The sequence below is a fragment of the Mesorhizobium erdmanii USDA 3471 genome (assembly GCF_000472705.1).
In the GTDB taxonomy this organism is placed as follows: domain Bacteria; phylum Pseudomonadota; class Alphaproteobacteria; order Rhizobiales; family Rhizobiaceae; genus Mesorhizobium; species Mesorhizobium erdmanii.
In genome coordinates this window covers 356,249-374,876 of record NZ_AXAE01000008.1, presented here as the reverse complement: position 1 = coordinate 374,876, position 18,628 = coordinate 356,249, and the positions used below count along the sequence as shown (strand labels likewise).

Below are 18,628 nucleotides of genomic sequence, written 5' to 3'. Positions count from 1 at the left end.
TTATTTTAGCTACTACTAATTATAATGATCGACAAGCTGAACAGCGCCGATAGCCGGCCAAACAGAAACGGCCCCCGCAAGGAGGGCCGTTTCACATTCATTCGCCGACAGATCAGGTGAGCGGCGACAACTGGATTTCGACACGCCGGTTCTGCTCGCGGCCAGCGGCTGTCGCGTTGGAGGCGATTGGCCGCGTTTTGCCAAAGCCGGTGACGGCAAAGCGACGCTGATCGACGCCCTGGCCGGACAGATAGTTGGCGACGGCCAGCGCACGGCGCTGCGACAGGTCGAAATTGTGCTGTTCGCCACCCGTCGAATCGGTGTGGCCGAAAACGTCGACCGTGGTCTGCTTGAACTTCTTCAGCACCAGAGCGACGGAATTCAGCACCGGATAGAAGCCGGGCTTCACCGCGTCCTGATCGACATTGAAGGTGATGTCCGACGGCATGTTGAGGATGATCTGGTCGCCACTGCGGGTGACGCTGACACCAGTACCCTGGAGCTGCCGGCGCAGTTCAGCTTCGTTCTGATCCATGGTGGCGCCGATGGCACCGCCGGCCAGCGCACCGATGCCAGCGCCGATTAGCGCGTTGCGGCGGTCATTGCCGCCGGCAAGCAGGCCAAGGCTGGCACCTGCCAGGGCGCCGAGGCCGGCACCAGCGGCCGTGTTGGAAATCTTCTGGTCGCCCGTATACGGATCGGTGGTGGTGCAGGCGCTCACGAGCAGAGCCGTCGCCACGGCGACGAGCACGGTCTTCTTCATAGATGGTCCCTCTCCAAGTCGCGCCTTTTCTACGGCGCCAAATCAGCCCTTCCCGCGACTTGTACCATGAATTGCGGCAAAAAGCGGAACGGGAAAAGCGACGGCGACGGCTTTTCCAGGGGGCATTTACGTGACGACCGCCTCGCCCAGCTACCAGAGATTCTTGCCGTCGATGACCACCACTTCCACCTTGTCGAGATCGAAATCGTCGAACAGCCGCGAATTGACGCTGATCTTCGGATTGTCGAAATCCGGCTCGCCGGTCGACCAGTCCGGTGTTTCGGTGAACGTGCCGCAGCCGCAAGTGGCGCAGAAACCATGCTTTACGGTTTTCGAGCCCCATTGATAGAAGGCGACGTTTTTCTGTGGCGTGACGAGCTTGAACTGCGATGGGGTGTAATAGGCCCAGAGCGAGCCGCGTTTCGAGCAGAACGAACAGGTGCACTGCGTCACCGTCCGCGGGGCTTCGGAAACCTCGAATGTCGTCGCCTTGCAGTGGCAGCTTCCCTTGATGGTCATCAACATCACCTCTCCATTGTCCGCCGCCTATAAGGCAGGGCACCATAAGGAAACGATCCTGACAACTGTCTGTCACCAGATTCCAAGAATGAACCGCCGACAGCAAACCCTAAAGCACGTCGCGCCGAACCGGATACATGGGGCGCGCTTTAGGTCTTTGACTTTATGCATGTCGTTCGATCAAAACCGATCACTTTTGAGCGACATGCATCAGTAAGACGAGGGCGGCACGAACAGGCAGATGGTCTTGCCGGCATCGAGCCCGGCCTCATGCGCGCACCAGTGGAACTCGCCGTCGGGCGAATTCTTGATGCGTCTGTCGCTGTAGGCCAACACCTCCCCGGTGTCCTTGATGACATAACCTTCCGGACGCTCGCTGATCGAGGTCTGCGACACCTCGTGGCAATCGTAGTTCGCGCAGCAGGCGAACGGGTAGCTCCAGCCTTGCGGCTTGGCTGCGGTCGGCTTGGCGTCATGCGCCAAGGCAGGCGTCGTCAGGACGGCGATCGCAGAGGCCGCGAACAAAGGAAGCAGAAGCTGGCCAACCGATGGAGCGGCGATGGCCGATCGGGAATTGGCGGCAAACATGGGACGTTCCTTTCAAACGAGGTTCAAGCGTTTCGCTTGCCCGTTCCCGGAACGTGTCTTCCCAGCGGCCAATCGTCAGCAGATATGCCGCGACCGGCCATAAATGCTTTTGCCTCCTCCTGCCGCAAATGGTGAGCCGAAATGTGAGTCGGCGCAAGAAATTGCTACGTCGCAGGCTGGCATCGGTTGCGGGCCAGATGGCGCAGAACCGTGCCTTTGATAATGACCCGCTCGTCCCACGAGATGCGAGCGGGCGCAACCGCTTGGTGCGGGACGCGCTAGTCCAGATCCGCCACAGCCTCACCAGCGCCGCCTTCGATGCGCTGCGACAACGATGCTTCCATAAACTCGTCGAGATCGCCGTCGAGCACGCTCGACGGGCTGGTGCTTTCGACGCCGGTGCGCAGGTCCTTGACCAGCTGATAGGGCTGCAGCACGTAGGAGCGGATCTGGTGGCCCCAGCCGATGTCGCTCTTCGAGGCCTCGGTGGCGTTGGCCACCGCTTCGCGCTTCTTCAGTTCTTCCTCGTAGAGACGCGAGCGCAGCATTTCCCAGGCCTTGGCCTTGTTTTTGTGCTGCGAACGCTCGGCCTGGCAGGCGACCGCTATGCCGGTGGCGATGTGGGTGATGCGTACGGCCGAATCGGTGGTATTGACGTGCTGGCCGCCCGAACCGGACGAGCGATAGGTGTCGATGCGGACATCGGATTCGGAGACGTCGATCTCTATCCTGTCGTCGACGACCGGATAGACCCAGATACTGGAAAAGGACGTATGACGGCGCGCATTGCTGTCATAGGGCGAAATACGCACTAGGCGATGAACGCCCGATTCTGTCTTCAGCCAGCCATAGGCATTGTGCCCCTTGATCAGCAGCGTCGCGGACTTGATGCCGGCCTCTTCGCCGTCATGCACTTCCAGCACCTCGACCTTGAAGCGGCGGCGCTCGGCCCAGCGCGTGTACATGCGCAGGAGCATTGAGGCCCAGTCCTGGCTCTCCGTTCCGCCGGCGCCGGCGTGGACTTCGAGGTAGGTGTCGTTGGCGTCGGCTTCACCCGACAGCAGCGTTTCGACCTGGCGGGCCTTCGCCTCGCCCTGCATCGAACGGATGGCCGCTTCGGCCTCGGCGATGACGCCTTCGTCGCCCTCTTCCTCACCGAGCTCGATCAAACCGATATTGTCTTCCAGCGCCTGGGTCAGGCCCTTGACCGCCGCGATGCCTTCCTCGAGGCCCTGGCGCTCACGCATCAGCTTCTGCGCTTCCAGCGGTTCGTTCCAGAGGCTGGCATCCTCTGCCCGCACGTTCAGGTATTCAAGCCGCTTTATGGCCTGATCCCAGTCAAAGATGCCTCCTCAGCAGGGTTATCGCCTGCCTGATCTCGTCGACAATATTCTGCGTTTCCGCGCGCATGGCCTGGTATTTTGTCCTGTTGCTGAAGTGACACTTCGGTCGGCGCGATACATAGGGACGGCGCCGTCATGTGTAAAGCGAAATGGGCCGGCCTTCCGGCCAGCCCAATGCGTGCATCGGCAGCCGTCAGTAGAGACCGCCGCCGCCGTCCTGGATGGCCTGGTTCGCCTGCGGCGACAGTGGGCCGCCCGATGCGTTGGAGCCGTCGGCGCCCATGCCGATCACCCAATAGCTGTCGGCAGGACCGGTGCCCGGCTTGAAGGCCTCGATGATGGTGCCGGGATCGCCCGACGCGGCACGCATGCCGGTCTTGCGATTGATGGCGATCAAATTCATCCCGTCGGGAACCTTGAAGTCGACATTGGGCGTGCCGTCCAGCGCCACCCGCATGAAATCCTTGAAGATCGGGGCGGCGAGACCGCCGCCGGTGGCGCCATGGCCAAGACCGCGCGGCGTGTCGTAGCCCATGTAGAGGCCGACCACGAGGTTCGGTGTATAGCCGATGAACCAGGCGTCCTTCTCGTCGTTGGTCGTGCCGGTCTTGCCGGCGATGTGGCGGCCCAGTTCACCGATGGTGGCGCCGGTACCGCGTTGCACCACGCCTTCCATCATCGAGGTGATCTGGTAGGCGGTCATCGGATCGAGCACCTGCTCGGAATTGTCGACCAGTTCCGGTTCCGGCTGGTTCTTCCACTCAGGTGCGTTGCAGCCTTCGCAGCCACGCTCATCCTGCTTGAACACGGTCTTGCCGTAGCGGTCCTGGATACGGTCGATCAGCGATGGTTTGATCGACTTGCCGCCATTGGCCATGATCGAATAGGCCGAGACCATGCGCATCACGGTCGTCTCGCCGGAGCCCAGCGCCATCGGCAGATACGGCGCCAGATGGTCATAGACGCCGAAACGCTCGGCATATTCGACGACCAGCTTCATGCCCATGTCGTTGGCAAGCCGCACCGTCATCAGGTTGCGCGACTTTTCGATGCCGGAGCGCAGCGTCGCCGGTCCGGCGACGGTGCCGTCATAGTTCTTCGGCGTCCAGGTCGTGTTGCCGCTCTGGATGGTGATCGGCCCGTCCATGATCACGGAGGCCGGCGTGTAGCCATTGTCGAGGGCGGCCGAATAGACGATCGGCTTGAACGAGGAACCCGGCTGGCGCATTGCCTGGGTGGCGCGGTTGAACTCCGACTGCGAATAGGAGAAGCCGCCGACCATGGCCAGCACGCGGCCCGTGTGCGGGTCCATGGCGATCAAACCACCTTCCACCTCGGGGACCTGACGCAGGCTATAGGTGTTGTCGGAGCCTTCGTTCTTCTGCACGAAGATGACGTCACCGGGCTTCAGCACGTCGGCGGGCGACTTGGCCTTGACCGTCTTGCCGTCGACCAGATGGCGCATGGCAAAGCCCATATCGTCCTTGCTGACGGTGCCTTCGACGCGCTCCTTGACGATGTCGCCCGACGCCTGGCGCGCGGGCTGCAGGCCGATCGATAGGCCTGATGCGGAGGAGTCGAGCACGACGGCGAGCGACCATTCGGGAACGTCTTCCAGCCCCTTGACGGCGCCGAGCGGAACGCCCCAGTCGCCAGACACGTCAATCGTCTTCACCGGCCCGCGATAGCCGCGCAGCGTGTCGTATTTCATCAGGCCGTTCTGCATCGCCTTGCGGGCAATGAGCTGGACCTTCGGGTCAAGGGTGGTACGAATGGACAGGCCGCCTTCATAGAGCGCGTTCTCGCCATAGCGGGCGATGATCTGCCGACGAACCTCCTCCGTGAAATACTCACCAGCGAAGAGATAGGAGCCGGTGCGGCGTGGGGCGACACCAAGCGGCTCGGCCTTCGCCTTGGCACCCTCTTCGGGGGTCACGTATCCGTTCTCGACCATCTGGCCGATGACCCAGTTGCGCCGCTCAAGCGCGCGATCGGCGTGCTTGAAGGGATTGTAGTTGGCGGGGCCTTTCGGCAGCGACGCCAGGTAAGCAGCCTCGGCCACGGTCAGTTCGTTTACCGATTTGTCGAAATAGGTCAGTGCGGCGCCGGCGACGCCATAGGCGTTGAAGCCAAAGAAAATCTCGTTGAGATAGAGCTCAAGGATGCGATCCTTGGAGTAAGCCTGTTCGATGCGGAACGAAAGGATGGCTTCCTTGACCTTACGCTCCAGGGAGCGCTCGTTGGTGAGAAGGAAGTTCTTGGCAACCTGTTGAGTGATCGTCGAACCGCCCTGCATAGGCCCACCCGAAACGTATGTGAGCGCCGCCCGGCCCAATCCGGTTATGTCCACACCAGGGTGGTTGTAGAAATTCTTGTCCTCCGCGGACAGGAATGCCGCTTTGACTCGATCCGGGATGGCTTGGATCGGCAAATAAAGGCGCCGTTCGCGCGCGTACTCCGCCATCAGGGAACCATCCGAGGCATGGATGCGCGTCGTCACCGGCGGCTCGTACTTGGCCAGCACTTCGTAGTCAGGCAGATCCTTCGCCACGTGGCCGATATAGATCGCAACGCCCGCCGCGACCAAAAGGGCCAGCGTCGTGCCGATGCCGAAGAAATAGCCAATGAGACGAATCATACCCGCTCCAGTCCTTGGTTCGGGAATTTCCTAAACGAAGCCGCCTTCCACGCAAGCTTTCGAGCCGGTCCCAAACCGTAATCGAAAACCCATGTCGCCACCATGTGGACAAAATACGGCAAGGCCTGCTTTCGTGACCGCGCGCTTGAAATAAAAGGCCGCGGGTGTTGTCATCCGGCAACGCCGCCTCTGGTTGCAGGCGCCGCAAGGCATGTCAGCCACCGGTTCCCGCGCCGGCCCGGGCGGAAGCGAACAGCGCAACGGCATTGGTGATGCTTTGCGCCGCCTTGCCGCGCCATTCGGCGTCGAGCAGTTGCGCCTCGTCCTTGGCATTCGAGAGATAGCCGAGTTCGACCAGCACGGATGGCACGTCCGGCGCCTTCAGTACCTTGAAGCCGGCGGAACGCTGCGGATTGTTGATAAGGCCGACGCTGGTCGACAACTGGCCGACCAAGGTGTGGGCGAAACTCATCGAAAATGTGTGCGTCTCGCGGCGGATCAGGTCGATCAGGATGTCGGTCACTTCCTTGTTGTCGTCCTTGATGACCATGCCAGCGAACTGGTCGGACAGGTTCTCGCGGTCGGCAAGCGCCTGCGCCTCGGGATCCGACGCCCTGTCGGAGACGGTGTAAACGGTGGCACCGCGGATGCCCTTGACGCTGATCGTATCGGCATGGATCGAAATCAGCAGGTCGGCCTCATGCTGGCGGGCAATGCGGACGCGGTCGTCCAGGCGCAGATATTCATCGGTGTCGCGGGTCATGAAGACATCGTACTTACCGATCGCCGTGAGCTTGTCGCGCAGCTCCGTGGCAAAGGCCAGCGTGACGTTCTTCTCGATCGTGCCGTTCAGGCCCTCCGCGCCGCCGTCGACACCGCCATGGCCGGGATCGAGGACGATGGTGAAGCGGTGGCCCGGATTGGAGACTGGCCCGGTGCCGACCCGCCCGCCCTTGTCGGTCGAAACCGTCGAGCTGGTGGTCAGCGCCTGATTGGCAAGGGCGGCGTCGAACTCCCGCTCGGATGCGGCCGACATGTCGATGGCAATGCGATAGCCGGTTCCGTCCTCGTTCTTGAGCACATCCAGCTTGTCGACGGCGAACGGTCCCTTGCCGGTCAGTATCAGCCGCGAAACGCCCTCGCCAAGTGCGCCAAGGCGCACGCCCCTGACCAGGCCGCGCGGCTTCAAATCCTTTGCGTCGATGGCCAGCCTGGTATTCGCCAGATCGATGACCAGACGATTGGGGCCACGCAGCAGGAACCATTTAATGTCCGGCTCGCGATCGAAATCCATGACAATGCGCATCTTGGTGGCATCGCCCGCCATCTTGTAGCCTTTTGCCACGAGCGGCGCGTCGGCTGCATTGGCAACAGGAGAAAGGGCCTGGAAAATCGCCGCCAGCAGCAAGAGACAGAAGACGCGCAGAATCCGGCCGCCGACACGACATCCCTTGTCTGTGAAGTCTGCCAGTCCCATCTCTCTTCCAGTCGCTCCCGGTTTGGCGCCAGGCGCCCGCTCGTTTCGTCGAAGTGCCGGTTAGGCCGCGAACTCGATTAACGATTGGTATCCAGAGAAGGTTAACCAAGCCTTTTCACGCAAGGATTGGAACCAGGCTTACGCTACGGAACTGCTTTTTGCCGGCATCGGAAATCGGGGTTGCCTTCCACCCCGCCAAATCATAAAAGCGATAGTGGATCACTGCAATCCTGGAACCGCCCTCCTCCGCAGCTTCCTGCTACAGGGTCAGATGAAAGGCGGCTCCTTTCGCTTCACGCGAAAAGGCTTCAGGTGATTGCGACGAATTTCGCAGGTGTGCTCCCGTGGCGGGGGAATCACCTGCGTGAGGAAAACGGCCGGGTTTGTTCCCGCGCCGGCTCTGTATGAGCAAACAAGCTGGTCCGGTTTCCGGGCTTTGGTTCAAAAGGTTCCGCTGGTGACGATGGCTTCAAGCGCAATCATGGAAAGGTCCGCATCAAACCGCGCCAGTATGGCAGCGGGCGGCACCGCCATGACACGCAGGCACCGTCCGGCGGACATTCAATTATCCGGCACCCACTCTCCAGACACACAGCAGCGGGCTTTGCCTCGCCAGCTGCGGCTGACGGCTGCCGGGGGGAAACGAAATAATGCCCAACAAAATGCTGATAGACGCCTCCCACCCGGAGGAAACACGAGTTGTCGTCGTACGCGGTAACCGTATCGAAGAATTCGACTTTGAATCCCAGGACAAGAAGCAGCTCAAAGGAAATATCTACCTCGCCCGCGTAACGCGCGTCGAACCCTCCCTTCAGGCAGCCTTTGTCGAATATGGCGGCAACCGTCACGGTTTTCTCGCCTTCAGTGAAATACACCCCGACTATTACCAGATTCCGGTCGCCGACCGTCAGGCACTGCTGCGCGCCGAAGCGCAGGAGGCCGAAGACGAAGAGGACGAGGATGGCGACGGCGAAGACCGCCAGAGCCGCGATCGCGGACGGCGCGGCCGCCGGCGCGGCGGCAAGAGCCGCGACCGCGGTGAGCACAAGCGCGATGCCGGCGAGGCAGGCGAAGGCTCCGGCGAGCCAAGCGAAGGCGACGACAGTGGCGACATCGTTGTCGAGGAGATCTCCCACACCTCCGAGATCATCGAACATGCAGCCGATACATCGGAACATTCAGATGGCTCGGGGCATGCCGATACCTCAGGCCATGATGAAGGTTCCGGCGAGCAGGACGAAACCGAAACCCGCGAGGGTGGCCCGACATCGATTGCCGCCGCTGTCGAAGGCGATGTGATTTCCGGGCCCGTCGCTGAGACAGAACAAGGCGCTGAAGCAACGTCCGGCGACAATGATCGCGGCATGCTGGAGGAAGTACAGTCCTCGCATCCGGATGATCACGAAGTCGAATCGGTCGGTGCCGAGGATGCGCTCGAGGAAGTGCGCAACCGCCGCAAGCCGGTGCGCCGCCAGTACAAGATCCAAGAAGTGATCAAGCGCCGGCAGATCCTGCTTGTGCAGGTGGTCAAGGAAGAGCGCGGCAACAAGGGCGCCGCACTCACCACCTACCTGTCGCTTGCCGGCCGCTATTCGGTGCTGATGCCGAACACGGCGAGAGGCGGCGGCATTTCGCGCAAGATCACCAGCGCGGTCGACCGCAAGCGACTCAAGGAGGTGGTTGCCGATCTCGAAGTGCCGCAAGGCATGGGCGTCATCCTGCGCACCGCCGGCGAAAGCCGCACCAAGGCCGAAATCAAGCGCGACTATGAATATCTGATGCGGCTGTGGGAGAACGTGCGCAATCTCACGCTCCAGTCCACCGCCCCTGCCCTCGTCTATGAGGAAGGCAGCCTCATCAAGCGCTCGGTGCGCGACCTCTACAACAAGGACATCGACGAGATTCTTGTCTCCGGCGAGGAAGGTTATCGCGAGGCAAAGGACTTCATGCGCATGCTGATGCCGAGCCACGCCAAGGTGGTTCAGCCGTTCCGCGACACGACACCGATCTTCGTGCGCAACGGCATCGAGGCGCAGCTCGACCGCATGCTGCAGCAGCAGGTGACGCTGAAGAGCGGCGGCTACATCATCATCAACCAGACCGAAGCGCTGGTCGCCATCGACGTCAATTCGGGCCGCTCCACCAAGGAGCACTCGATCGAGGACACGGCGCTCCACACCAATCTGGAAGCGGCCGAGGAGGTTGCCCGTCAGCTCAGGCTGCGCGATCTGGCCGGCCTGATCGTCATCGACTTCATCGACATGGAGGAGAATCGCAACAACCGCTCCGTCGAAAAGCGGCTGAAGGATCACCTCAAGAACGACCGCGCGCGCATCCAGGTCGGCCGCATTTCGCATTTCGGCCTGATGGAGATGTCGCGCCAGCGCATCCGCGCCAGCGTGCTGGAATCGACCATGAAGCCCTGCCCGCATTGCGGCGGCACCGGCCATGTTCGTTCCGATTCGTCGGTCGCGCTGATGGTGGTGCGGGCCATCGAGGAATTCCTGCTCAAGGATTCGCGCAGCCACATTACGGTGCGCGCGCCCGCGGCGACCGCGCTCTACGTGCTCAACCACAAGCGCGGCACGCTGGTGGAACTGGAAAGCCGCTTCGGCCTGACCATCACCATCGAGGCCGACGATGCGGTTGGCTCGCAGCACTATGCGATCTTCCGCGGCGCTTTGGCCGAAAAGCCCGAGGGCTTCGTCGAGGCGCGCAGCCTGCCGGCCTATGTCGAGGCTGACGAGCCCGAGGACGAGATTGTCGTCGTCGAGGAAGATGATGAGGCACCCGTGCAGGCCGAGCAGCCACGCCAGCAGCCGCAGCAGAACCAGCAGCCGCGGGCTGCCGGCAGCGAGGACGGCGAAGGCCGCGACCGCAAGCGTCGCAAGCGTCGCAGGCGTCGCGGCGGTCGTGATCGCGACCGCGAGCATGGCTCGCCTACGGATGGTTCATCCATCTCCGCTCCTCCAGGCGATTTCGCCGGATCGGCGGACGCGGGGGACGACGACGACACCGAAACGGACGACGCCGCTCCGATCGCTGCCAGCGCCTCCGACGAGGCGGTGCAGGCTTCTGATGACAGCCAGGGCAAAAAGCGCCGTCGCGGCAAGCGCGGCGGCAAGCGCAACCGCCGTGAAGACGGCGAAGGCGAGACCGAGGCAAACGCCGGCGAAGCAACCGAGGCTTCAGAGGCTGATGCTTCCGAAAGCGAGCCTGCTTCGATCGAGCCGGTGGCGGTTGCCACGGCCGAAGAGCCGGTGGCAGCGGTGAGCGAAGAGGTGCCGAGCCCGGAGAAGCCCAAGAAGCCGCGTCGCGCGGCAAAGCCGAAGAAGGCGGCCGCCGAGGCCGTCGCCGAAACGACTGCTGTGGAAGCGGCCGCGGAAACGCCGGTCGAGGCTCCGGTGGCGGTTGCCGAGGAAACGGTGGCGGCTGCCGCGGTGGAAGCGCCTGCGAAGACGCGGCCGTCTCGACGCAAGCCGGCTGTGATCGACGCACCGGTCGTGCCGGTGGTTTCCTCGACCGTAGCCAATGAACCGGAAGCCAAGGCGGAAGAAAAGCCGAAGCGCGGCGGCTGGTGGCAGCGGAAGGGCTTTTTCTAAGCTTTTCAACTGGCTGAAATGATTTTCTGATAGGAAATCCCGCGCCGATCGAAAGACGGCGCGGGATTTTTCATATCTGGCCTTCCAACCGGACAAAAGGCTAAGGCGCGAAGATTGACCAGTTCATCATCTGGGCCAGCTTTTCCAGCGCGATCGAGCCCAGCTTGGAATTGCCGTTGGCGTTGAGGCCGGGCGACCAGACGGCAAGCGAGGCGACGCCTGGCACGATGCCCAGTATGCCGCCGCCGACGCCGCTTTTTCCCGGAATGCCGACACGGAAAGCAAAGTCGCCGGAGCCGTCATAGTGGCCGCAGGTCAGCATCATGGCGCCGATGCGCCGTGCCCGCTCGGCCGACACCACGGAATGGCCGGTCGCCGGGTTCCTGCCGCCATTGGCCAGGAAGCGGCCGGCCATTGCCAGCTGCCGGCAGCTCATGGCGATGGCGCAATGGTGAAAATAGACGCCGAGCGCCAGTTCCGGTGCATGATGAAGATTACCGAAGGATTTCATGTAGTTGGCGAGCGCGAAGTTGCGATAACCCGTAGCGCGTTCGGAGGCAGCGACCTCACGGTCGATGATGATGGTCTCGTCGTCGGCGAGGAACTGGATGAAGCGCAGGATCTCGCCGATCGCCTCGCGCGGCTGGTGACCAGCAAGCAGAATGTCCGAAATGACGATGGCGCCGGCATTGATGAACGGATTGCGCGGAATGCCGTTCTCGTGCTCGAGCTGGACGATGGAGTTGAACGGATTGCCCGACGGCTCGCGCCCGACCCGCTTCCACAATGCATCGCCGACATTGCCGAGCGCCAGCGTCAAGGTGAACACCTTGGAGATGCTCTGGATGGAGAACGGCTGGTCGGCATCACCCGCCGTCAGCACGCGGCCGTCATTGGTGACGGCGGCGATGCCGAATTTCCTTGGATCGACCTTGCCCAATTGAGGAATGTAGGTAGCGACAGCGCCGCGATCCTCGCGTTCGGCCATTTCGGCGGCGACTTCGGCTAATGCCTGATCAAGTTTGGGGGCGTGTTCGAGTTCCGGCATGGATGCTACCTCAACCAGCGCTCGATGCGCGCCATCGCCTCGACCATGTCGTCGTGGCTGCCGGCATAGGAAAACCGCATCGTGCGGTGACCCGCCTGGGTGTCGAAATCGCGGCCGGGCGTCGCCGCGACATGCGCCTCGGCCAGCATCTTGCGCGCGAAGGCCATGCTGTCATTGGTGTGCCGGGTGACATCGCAAAACGCATAGAAGGCGCCGTCCATGGGCGCTGCCAGCGGAAAGCCGAGTTCGGGCAGGCGCTTCATCAGCAGATCGCGATTCCAGGCGTAGCGGCCTTTGACCGCTTCCAGCTCGTCGGTCGCGGCAAAGGCTTCGATCGCGGCGATCTGCGACAGTTCCGGCGGTGAGATGTAGAGGCTCTGGGCAATGCGTTCGACCGGTCGCACCAGCTCTTCCGGCAACACCATCCAGCCGATGCGCCAGCCGGTCATGCAATAGTATTTCGAGAAGGAATTGATCACTGTCACGCTGTTGCCGAAGGCAAGTGCCGTGGTGTCCGGCGCGCCATAGGCCAATCGGTGGTAGATCTCGTCGGAAATGACGGCGATGCCCAGTGTCTGCGCCATATTGACCAGCGCCGACAGTTCATCGACCGGGATGACCGCACCGGTCGGGTTGGCTGGGCTTGCAAACAGGACGCCCTTCAGCGGCTTCTCGCGGTGCGCCGCCTCCAGATGACCGGCATGCAGATAGGCAGCGTCACCGAGCTCGATCTCGACCACGTCGATGCCGAGCGCCGCCATGATGTTGCGATAGGCGGGGTAGCCGGGCGCGGCGATGGCGACGCGATCGCCCGGATCGAACATCGCCAGGAAGGCTAGGTTGAAGGCCGCCGACGAACCGGTGGTCACCGCGATCCGGCCAGGCTCTACCTCAATCCGGTAGTGATCCGCGTAATGCTCGGCGATCGCCTTGCGCAGCCCCGTCAGCCCCAGCGTGTCGGTGTAGCCTATGCGTCCATCCTGCAAGGCGTTGGCCGCGGCGGCGCGAACCCGTGCGGGCGCCGGATCTGACGGCTGGCCGACCGCCATGGAGATCACCGGCACGCCCTGGGCCCTCAGCCGGTTCGCCTCGGCCAGCACATCCATGGCGTGGAAGGGCTCGACATTGCCACGGCGTGAGAGTGAAACGACCATTTTATCCCTATCCCGACGGTTGGGCACGCATGCCGTCGAATACGTGCGCCGCACAAATGCCCGATTGATGTGAGGATCACAAGTTGAGGAAGTTTTTCCGGTGCCGACTTTTCATCCTACGCCCGCTCGTCTACCAGTGGACACGTCATGATGAGCCGACCCAGATCGACGGTTGCCAGGATTGCGCGTGTCTTCACGACGCTTGCGCTTGGCATCGCCGTTGCCACGACGAGTTCGGTCACCGCCTTCGCTCAAAACGTGCCGGTGGTACGCGATGCCGAGATCGAGGCCCTGGTGCGCGACTATGCGCGACCGATCTTCAAGGCGGCGGGGCTGGCAAATGACGGCATCGACATCGTGCTGGTCAACGATTCCAGCTTCAACGCCTTCGTCACCGGGCGCCGGCTGTTCATCAACACCGGTGCGCTGATGACGGCCGAAACGCCCAACGAGATTATTGGCGTCATCGCGCACGAAGCCGGCCATATAGCCGGCGGCCACCAGCAGAAACTGCGTGACCAGCTCGAGCGCGCCAAGACGATGGCCATCATCGCGACATTGCTTGGCGCCGGCGCCATCGTTGCCGGTGCGACCACCAACAGCCGCGGCCTTGCCGGCGCCGGCATGGGTGTTGCCGCCGGCGGCGGCGAGATGGCACAGCGCAGCATCCTCGCCTACCAACGCACCGAAGAGACGACCGCGGACCGCTCGGCGATCACCTATCTCAACGCCACCGGCCAGTCCGGCATGGGCATGCTGAAGACTTTCGCCCGCTTCCAGAGCGCGCTGTCCTTGTCCGGTACGCAGGTCGACCCCTACCGGATCAGCCATCCGATGCCGCAGGAGCGCATCGCCAATCTCGAAGTGCTGGTGAAGCAAAGTCCCAATGTCGATAGGCTCGACCCGCCGGCGCTGCAGCAGCGCCATGACATGATGCGGGTGAAGATCGCCGTCTATATGGAAGGCCAGGCTGCGGCGGCGCGGCTGATGCAAAAGATGCGGGGCAGCCTCGCCGCGCTCTATGGCGATGCCCAATCGACCTATCTTTACGGCGACATCACCAGCGCACTCGCCAAGGCCAACGCCCTGATCAAGGCGCAGCCCAAGAACCCCTATTTCCAGGAATTGCGAGGCGACATCCTGATGAAGGCGAACAAGCCGAAGGATGCGGCGGAAGCCTACGCGAAAGCGGTCAGCCTCGATCCGGCGCGATCCGGTTTGCTGCCCGTCTCGCTAGGCCAGGCGCTGATGGCAGTCGGCACGCCCGATTCGCTCAAGAAGGCCGTCGTGCAGATCAACAATGGTCTCGGGCGCGACAAGGAGAATTCCGAGGGGTATCGTTATCTGGCGCAGGCTTATGGCGAGTTGGGCGACATACCCGGCGCCGAGCTTGCGACCGCCGAAGGTCACTTCTATTCCGGCAATTACAAGGATGCGAAGATTTTCGCCATGCGGGCGCAGCAGCAGATGAAGCGCGGCGAGCCGCGTTGGATACGGGCCCAGGATATCATAAACTACAAAGCGTCAAGCAAGATCTAGTGAACCTTCCGCTCACGCGCCGCGACACAGCCGGACCGGGAAACAGGCAAAAGGAACGAGAACGATGAAAAAGGCACTGCTGTTGGGCACCACGGGGGTCGCTGTAGCCCTTGCCATGCTGGCTTTCGGTTTCGTGGCCGGCAGCCCGCAGATTGCCAAGGCCGGTACGGCGCAGCCTGTCGAGGCGACTCAGCCCGTCCAGACGGCGGGGGCCGATACCAAGGCTGCCGATACCAAGATCGACCGTACCGAAGTCGAGGGAATCATCCGCGACTATCTCTTGAAGAACCCGGAAGTGCTGCTCGAAGTGCAGGACGCGCTCGAGGCCAAGCAGAAGGAAGAGCAGCGCCTGGCCGCGCTCGGCGTCATCAAGAACGCCAAGGAGCAGATCTTCAACTCCAGCTTCGACGGCATCGTCGGCAACCCGAATGGCAAGGTGACGATCGTCGAGTTCTACGACTACAATTGCGGCTTCTGCAAACGCGCCATCGAGGACATGCGGGCGCTGACCAAATCCGATCCTGATCTGCGCTTCGTGCTCAAGGAATTCCCGATCCTCGGCCCGGATTCGCAAAAGGCCAGCGTCGTCTCCATGGCCTTCCACCTGATGATGCCGGAAAAATACGGCGAATTCCACAATGCGCTGCTCGGCGGCCAGGGACGCGCCACCGAAGCGGCCGCGATCAAGATCGCGCTTTCGCTCGGCGCCGACGAGACCACGCTGCGCGAGAAGATGAAGGATCCGTCGATCCCCGAGGCCTTCTCGAAGACCTATGATCTTGCCAACAAGCTGTCGATCACCGGAACGCCGTCCTACGTCGTCGGCAACGAGGTGGTGTTCGGGGCTCTCGGGCAGGACGTGCTGGCGCAAAAGATCGAGGCGGCGAAAGCCGCGCTTTGATCAGCCGGGGGTTTTCTTCACGGGCGCATTTCGACCTGTTGTGGACAGTGAAAGAACGCACTTGCGCTCTTTTCGCGGACGGCTATGCCCGGTATAGAGGCCCTGCGCGCCGGTTTGATACCGGCGCCGGAAAAGGTCGGTTTTTTTGAAAACGGTTTTCGTCCTGAACGGTCCCAATCTCAACGCGCTCGGCAAGCGCGAGCCGGGGATCTATGGCGGCAAGACGCTTGCCGCGATCGCCGACGACTGCAAGCAGACCGGCGCCTCGCTCGGGCTCGAGATCGATTTCCGCCAGTCGAACCATGAGGGCGACCTCGTCGACTGGATCCAGGAAGCCGGCGACAAGGCTGCCGGCATCGTCATCAATCCAGGCGCCTACAGCCACACCTCGATCGCGATCCATGACGCCATCCGCTCGGTCGCGCCGCTGCCGGTCGCCGAAGTTCACCTTTCCAACATCCATGCGCGGGAATCATTCCGCCACGTCTCCATGGTCGCGCCGGTCGCCGTCGGCATGATCTGTGGTTTTGGGCCGCTCGGCTACACGCTGGCGCTGCAGGCGCTGGCCGCACGCCTATGACCGGCCAACAAACAGAAGGCTCGAAAATGTCGATAAAGAAGACCGGTGTTGACCAGCAACTGATCCGCGATCTGGCGGGCATACTGAACGATACCAACCTGACCGAGATCGAGGTTGAACTGGGCGACCTGAAGGTCCGCGTGTCACGGCAGGCGCCTGCCGTCCATGCGATTGCGGCCCCCCCGCCCAGCTATGCGCCGGCAACTGTTGCCCAGCCTGCAGCCACGGCCGCACCGGCAACGGTCGACGTGTCGAAGAACGCGGTCACCTCGCCGATGGTCGGCACCGCCTATCTGGCGCCATCGCCCGACGCCAAGGCGTTCATCGAGGTCGGCCAGAAGGTCAAGGAAGGCCAGACGCTGCTCATCATCGAGGCGATGAAGACGATGAACCAGATCCCCTCGCCGCGTGCCGGCACGGTGACGGCGATCCTGTTCGAGGACGCGACGCCGGTCGAATACGGCATGCCGCTCGTCGTGATCGAGTAGAGCGGGCCGGATGTTCCAGAAGATCCTCATCGCCAATCGCGGCGAAATCGCGCTTCGGGTGCTGCGCGCCTGCAAGGAACTCGGCATCCAGACGGTGGTGGTGCATTCGACGGCCGACGCCGACGCCATGCATGTGCGGCTTGCCGACGAAAGCGTGTGCATTGGCCCGCCGCCATCGCGCGACAGCTATCTCAACATCCATCAGATCGTCGCGGCCTGCGAGATCACCGGCGCCGACGCCGTGCATCCGGGCTACGGCTTCCTGTCGGAGAACGCCAAGTTCGCCGACATACTGGTGGCCCACAACATCACCTTCATCGGCCCGTCCGGCGACCATATCCGCATCATGGGTGACAAGATCGAGGCCAAGCGCACCGCCAAGCGCCTCGGCATTCCGGTGGTGCCCGGCTCCGACGGCGCCGTTACCGACGAGAAGGAAGCCAAGCGCATAGCCGCCGAGATCGGCTATCCCGTAATCATCAAGGCCTCGGCCGGCGGTGGCGGGCGCGGCATGAAGGTCGCGCTTACCGAGGCGGACCTCGACATCGCCTTGCAGACGGCGCGCTCGGAAGCGGGTGCCGCCTTCGGCGACGACGCCGTCTACATCGAAAAATACCTGCAGAAGCCGCGCCACATCGAAGTGCAGGTGTTCGGTGACGGCTTTGGCCGCGGAGTGCATTTCGGCGAACGCGACTGCTCTCTGCAGCGCCGCCACCAAAAGGTTTGGGAAGAGGCCAATTCACCGGCGCTCAATGCCGAGGAGCGGTCGCGCATCGGCGGCATCTGCGCCAAGGCGATTGCCGATCTCGGCTATTCCGGCGCCGGCACGATCGAATTCCTCTACGAGAATGGCGAGTTCTATTTCATCGAGATGAACACGCGCCTGCAGGTCGAGCATCCGGTGACGGAAGCGATCACCGGCATAGATCTTGTGCACGAGCAGATCCGCGTTGCTTCGGGCGGCGGTCTTTCGGTCAGGCAGGAAGACATCAAGTTCAATGGCCATGCCATCGAATGCCGCATCAATGCAGAGGATCCGCGCACCTTCACCCCCTCGCCCGGCACGATCACGCATTTCCACACGCCAGGCGGTCTCGGCATCCGCGTCGATTCCGGCGTCTATTCCGGCTACAAGATCCCGCCCTATTACGACAGCCTGATCGGCAAGCTTATTGTCCATGGGCGCAACCGCGTCGAATGCATGATGCGGCTGCGGCGCGCGCTCGATGAGTTCGTCGTCGATGGCATCAAGACGACCTTACCGCTGTTTCGCGATCTGGTCGGCAATGCCGACATCGCCAATGGCGACTATGACATCCACTGGCTGGAAAAATACCTGGCCAAGGAAGAGTAGTCCGGGGACGCGATGACCCGCCCTTACGCGCCCGGCTATCGCATCCCCACCGACCTCCTGCTCAAGGCCTATGCCTCGGGCGTCTTCCCGATGGCCGAAAGCGCCAGCGACCCGGAAGTGTTCTGGGTGCGGCCGGAGACGCGCGGCATCATCCCGCTCGATGGGTTCCACACGCCCAAAAGCTTGAGGAAGGCGATCCGCAAAAGCCCGTTCGATATCCGCTTCGACTTCGATTTCGAGGCCACGATCGACGGCTGCGCCGAAAAGCGCGAGGAAAGGCGCTCGACCTGGATCAACGCGCCGATCCGCGAGGCCTATGTGCAACTGCACCGCATGGGCCATTGCCATTCGGTCGAGGCTTGGCATCAGGACCAGTTGGTCGGCGGGCTTTATGGCGTATCGCTCGGACGCGTGTTCTTCGGCGAAAGCATGTTTTCCAAGGAGACGGATGCATCGAAAATCTGCCTCGTGCATCTCGTCGAACGGCTGAAGTCACGCGGCTTCGCGCTGCTCGATACGCAGTTTACCACTGAGCACCTCAAGCGCTTCGGGGCGGTCGACGTGCCACGTGGCAAATATGAGAAGATGCTGGCCGATGCACTGAAGGGCGAAGCGATCTTCTTTCCCTAGGGAT

At 62.4% G+C, this 18,628-nt stretch carries 15 protein-coding genes; 7 read left to right on the top strand and 8 right to left on the bottom strand.

The features are described from left to right. Nucleotides 1-112: 112 nt before the first annotated feature. The 6 genes from A3AU_RS0104550 to A3AU_RS0104525 form a co-directional block, all read right to left on the bottom strand. Complete coding sequence (locus A3AU_RS0104550) at nucleotides 113-763, bottom strand: OmpA family lipoprotein (protein ID WP_027051744.1); 651 nt, start codon at nucleotides 761-763, stop codon at nucleotides 113-115. A gap of 150 nt (nucleotides 764-913) precedes the next feature. Further along, entirely contained in the window at nucleotides 914-1,282 is a 369-nt protein-coding gene (locus A3AU_RS0104545) for a GFA family protein (RefSeq protein ID WP_027051743.1), read from the bottom strand. 210 nt (nucleotides 1,283-1,492) lie between these two features. Further along, the gene (locus A3AU_RS0104540) at nucleotides 1,493-1,870 is read right to left on the bottom strand and encodes a hypothetical protein (protein WP_027051742.1); all 378 of its coding nucleotides are present in this window, start codon (nucleotides 1,868-1,870) and stop codon (nucleotides 1,493-1,495) included. Nucleotides 1,871-2,148: 278 nt separating this feature from the next. Next, nucleotides 2,149-3,280 (bottom strand): peptide chain release factor 2 gene (gene prfB, locus A3AU_RS0104535; protein WP_154674518.1). Its coding sequence is split into 2 segments (ribosomal slippage): nucleotides 2,149-3,213 and nucleotides 3,215-3,280, totalling 1,131 coding nucleotides; the frame shifts between segments, so codons are not numbered across the junction. Between the two features lie 126 nt (nucleotides 3,281-3,406). After that, nucleotides 3,407-5,851 carry a penicillin-binding protein 1A gene (locus A3AU_RS0104530; protein ID WP_027051740.1) on the bottom strand — a complete coding sequence of 815 codons (2,445 nt, stop codon included), beginning with the start codon at nucleotides 5,849-5,851 and terminating at the stop codon, nucleotides 3,407-3,409. A gap of 214 nt (nucleotides 5,852-6,065) precedes the next feature. After that, complete coding sequence (locus tag A3AU_RS0104525) at nucleotides 6,066-7,328, bottom strand: N-acetylmuramoyl-L-alanine amidase (protein ID WP_027051739.1); 1,263 nt, start codon at nucleotides 7,326-7,328, stop codon at nucleotides 6,066-6,068. A gap of 650 nt (nucleotides 7,329-7,978) precedes the next feature. Here A3AU_RS0104525 and A3AU_RS0104515 point away from each other — a divergent pair. After that, the gene (locus A3AU_RS0104515; RefSeq protein WP_027051738.1) at nucleotides 7,979-10,930 is read left to right on the top strand and encodes an Rne/Rng family ribonuclease; all 2,952 of its coding nucleotides are present in this window, start codon (nucleotides 7,979-7,981) and stop codon (nucleotides 10,928-10,930) included. Nucleotides 10,931-11,030: 100 nt separating this feature from the next. Here the strand turns inward: A3AU_RS0104515 and A3AU_RS0104510 are convergent, their stop codons facing one another. Next, nucleotides 11,031-11,978 (bottom strand): glutaminase, encoded by a 948-nt coding sequence (locus A3AU_RS0104510; RefSeq protein ID WP_027051737.1) that lies wholly within the window; start codon nucleotides 11,976-11,978, stop codon nucleotides 11,031-11,033. Between the two features lie 5 nt (nucleotides 11,979-11,983). Next, nucleotides 11,984-13,132 (bottom strand): pyridoxal phosphate-dependent aminotransferase, encoded by a 1,149-nt coding sequence (locus tag A3AU_RS0104505; RefSeq protein WP_027051736.1) that lies wholly within the window; start codon nucleotides 13,130-13,132, stop codon nucleotides 11,984-11,986. A 147-nt stretch (nucleotides 13,133-13,279) separates the two neighbouring features. On the opposite strand from A3AU_RS0104505, the gene A3AU_RS0104500 reads away from it, so the two are divergent. The 6 genes from A3AU_RS0104500 (at nucleotide 13,280) to aat (ending at nucleotide 18,624) form a co-directional block, all read left to right on the top strand. Further along, nucleotides 13,280-14,671, top strand: coding sequence for a tetratricopeptide repeat protein (locus A3AU_RS0104500; RefSeq protein WP_027051735.1), 1,392 nt, complete (start codon nucleotides 13,280-13,282; stop codon nucleotides 14,669-14,671). 64 nt (nucleotides 14,672-14,735) lie between these two features. Further along, the gene (locus A3AU_RS0104495; RefSeq protein WP_027051734.1) at nucleotides 14,736-15,572 is read left to right on the top strand and encodes a DsbA family protein; all 837 of its coding nucleotides are present in this window, start codon (nucleotides 14,736-14,738) and stop codon (nucleotides 15,570-15,572) included. Nucleotides 15,573-15,717: 145 nt separating this feature from the next. Next, nucleotides 15,718-16,152: a type II 3-dehydroquinate dehydratase gene (gene aroQ / locus A3AU_RS0104490; protein WP_027051733.1), complete on the top strand. Its 435-nt coding sequence runs from the start codon at nucleotides 15,718-15,720 to the stop codon at nucleotides 16,150-16,152. 26 nt (nucleotides 16,153-16,178) lie between these two features. Continuing rightward, entirely contained in the window at nucleotides 16,179-16,640 is a 462-nt protein-coding gene (gene accB, locus A3AU_RS0104485) for an acetyl-CoA carboxylase biotin carboxyl carrier protein (RefSeq protein WP_027051732.1), read from the top strand. Between the two features lie 10 nt (nucleotides 16,641-16,650). Further along, entirely contained in the window at nucleotides 16,651-17,994 is a 1,344-nt protein-coding gene (gene accC / locus A3AU_RS0104480) for an acetyl-CoA carboxylase biotin carboxylase subunit (RefSeq protein ID WP_027051731.1), read from the top strand. A gap of 12 nt (nucleotides 17,995-18,006) precedes the next feature. Continuing rightward, the gene (aat, locus tag A3AU_RS0104475) at nucleotides 18,007-18,624 is read left to right on the top strand and encodes a leucyl/phenylalanyl-tRNA--protein transferase (RefSeq protein ID WP_027051730.1); all 618 of its coding nucleotides are present in this window, start codon (nucleotides 18,007-18,009) and stop codon (nucleotides 18,622-18,624) included. Nucleotides 18,625-18,628: the final 4 nt, after the last annotated feature.